The sequence below is a fragment of the Methylobacterium nigriterrae genome (genome assembly GCF_037106235.1).
GTDB classification, from domain to species: Bacteria; Pseudomonadota; Alphaproteobacteria; order Rhizobiales; family Beijerinckiaceae; genus Methylobacterium; species Methylobacterium nigriterrae.
In genome coordinates this window covers 1-303 of the sequence record NZ_JBAWTG010000696.1, presented here as the reverse complement: position 1 = coordinate 303, position 303 = coordinate 1, and the positions used below count along the sequence as shown (strand labels likewise).

At 70.3% G+C, this 303-nt stretch carries 1 pseudogene; it reads left to right on the top strand.

The window, feature by feature from the left end:
* Positions 1–246: pseudogene (locus WDW90_RS38765) on the top strand (mercuric reductase); the annotation flags it as partial.
* Positions 247–303: the final 57 nt, after the last annotated feature.

Here is a 303-nt window from a genome sequence, read left to right as displayed (position 1 = left end):
CTGGCTTGGCATCTGGGGCGCGCCGGTCGGCGGGTCGCCGTCGTCGAGCGCCGCTGGGTCGGAGGCTCGTGCCCCAACATCGCCTGTCTGCCCTGCAAGAACGAGATCTGGAGCGCCAAGGTCGCGCACCTCGTGCGCCACGCCGCGCGTTTCGGGACCATCACCGGCCCGGTCACGACCGACATGGAGGCGGTCCGGCAACGCAAGCGAGCGATGGTCGAGGGTGAGGTTGCGTTCCACCTCTAGGCATACCACGAAGCCGGCGTCGACCTGAGCATGGGCAGCGGGCGCTTCGTCGCCCCG